The 2,080-nt window shown below is 47.5% G+C and carries 2 protein-coding genes; both read left to right on the forward strand.

Annotated features, from left to right (window positions below; all coding sequences use genetic code 11):
• The coding region (locus tag M8006_RS17525; RefSeq protein WP_250084478.1) for a hypothetical protein at positions 1 to 266 on the forward strand (266 nt) is incomplete at its 5' end.
• Positions 267 to 843: 577 nt separating this feature from the next.
• Positions 844 to 1,824 carry a cytochrome-c peroxidase gene (locus tag M8006_RS17530; RefSeq protein ID WP_430886851.1) on the forward strand — a complete coding sequence of 327 codons (981 nt, stop codon included), beginning with the start codon at positions 844 to 846 and terminating at the stop codon, positions 1,822 to 1,824.
• Positions 1,825 to 2,080: the final 256 nt, after the last annotated feature.

Raw genomic sequence — 2,080 nt, forward strand, 5'->3', positions numbered from 1 at the left:
CAGTTTACAATCATTGTGATGCTTACATGTCACTCGAAAGTCACATAAGTGCATCAAACTTGGCTCAAGGTTTTCAAACGTTCTCTCAAGATCCGAAGACCTTGGTCGAGTCGCTTGCCTTGATAATAGGTGATTCATCACCCTCATCGGCAAGCGCCCACATGAATTACCTGATCACATTATTAAAGAGCTACGAAATAGCAGGACCTGCTGCCCTTTCGATGGGTGCATATCATACTGGTTTTTCGATCCCAGTCAAGGCCTAGCCTCAACTTTTCATTACTAAGAAAGTTATCGACAATGCATCGCCGCATCGACCATTCGAAAACCAAGAAGTACAAGAAATATAGCGACAAAAATAGTGGAAAGAAAGTAGCCAGCACGCGTAAGCGCCTATAAATGGTAAATTTTAACTGCATTCTTAACTCATCAGCCCAAGCCACCGCTTTAGTAGACATCAGCAAGCACGAAGGCAGCACAAATGCAGCCCCTCGATGAAGAGAGCGACGACATTTTCCAAGGAGCCTTTTCGAGGTGACTTCTGACTCAGGAGTGGCCGAATAGCGGTAGCGAGGCACTTGCATGACTCCTCGTGATTAAGCTCTTAGGCATCAGTAAACTAAGGCATTACACATAAGCAATTACGCTAGCATGATAAATTTATGCAAGATAAGCGCCTAAATTGATCCATCTCAACTTAGGCGCTTATCCGACTAATTCGCTAGGTTGATTTTTTCCGTTACATCTACCTTACTGACAAAAAACATACTAAATACCTCCCTCTGCTCAAGAGGGACCGTGAATAGCAAGGTAAGAGGACAATCCATGAAACAGCACTACAGTATGAAAAAAATATTACCCGCGCTGATAGCAAGTTCGGCACTTTTACCAGCCGGCTTGGCCATTGCCGGAGATGGGCTTGAAGACTATCGTGACCGTTTTGAGCCATTGCCCTATCTTCCGCCTATCCCCTCAGACAACTCCTTGAGTGCTGAAAAGGTTGGGCTTGGCAACATGCTCTTCTTTGAACCGCGTATTTCTTCTAGCGGCGTCATCAGCTGTGCAACTTGTCACAACCCTGCTTTAGGCTGGGCTGACCGTATTCCACGCGCGACAGGCCACCATGGGCAAGTTGGTGAGCGTAATACGCCGACGGTACTCAACAGCGGCTTCTTGGAGTCACAATTCTGGGACGGTCGGGCACCTGACCTTGAAACTCAGGCACTAGGGCCTATCGAAGCCGGCGTCGAAATGGCCATGGATCTGGATTCTGCGCTTGCACGTTTAAATGAGTTCGACCTCTATCAGCGTAAATTTGAGGCCGCCTTCCCAGATGACGAAGATCCAATCAATGCGGAAAACTTGGCAAAATCGCTAGCATCATTCCAGCGCACACTGAATACGCCTCATTCACCGTTTGACCGTTACCTGCGCGGAGACACGGATGCTATTGGCGGCCAAGCAAAAGACGGCATGGTTGCCTTCGTTGACAATGGCTGTGTTGCTTGTCACCGCGGTCCAGAGCTAACTGATAGCCAATTCCATGCGATACAGGTACCCGGCTCAACTGACTTGGGTCGTTACACCGTCACAAAAGAAGAGAGTGACAAGTATCGTTTCAGAACGCCTACCTTACGCAATGTGGCTGCCACTTATCCCTACATGAATAACGGCGCGACCGAAACCTTGGAAGAGGCTGTCGCTATCATGGGCCGTGAAATGTTAGGCCGTGAATTTGAAGAAGCCACTATCAACGACATTACTGCCTTTTTACATACGCTTACTGGCGAAATGCCAGACTTTAACGTGCCTGCACTTCCCTAAAGATTTGTATTCATAAGTGACGCATAGCAATCGGCCAGCTGAATAAAGCTGGCCAATTGCTTAATTAAACTTGGAGATTGACAACTAGCCTTAAGCAGTAATGACTAACGAAACCATATAAGCTGTATAAGGGCGTGTTGACGTTTGATCGAAGATGATTTGGCAGGATAGGGGCAAGCTCGCAGAATAGAGGTTCTCACGCCAACAAACTGCGAGCTTGCGATGCCCCGACAAATGCTCACGGATGAACACTGGT

Source organism: Halomonas llamarensis, assembly GCF_023555005.1.
GTDB lineage: Bacteria > Pseudomonadota > Gammaproteobacteria > Pseudomonadales > Halomonadaceae > Vreelandella > Vreelandella llamarensis.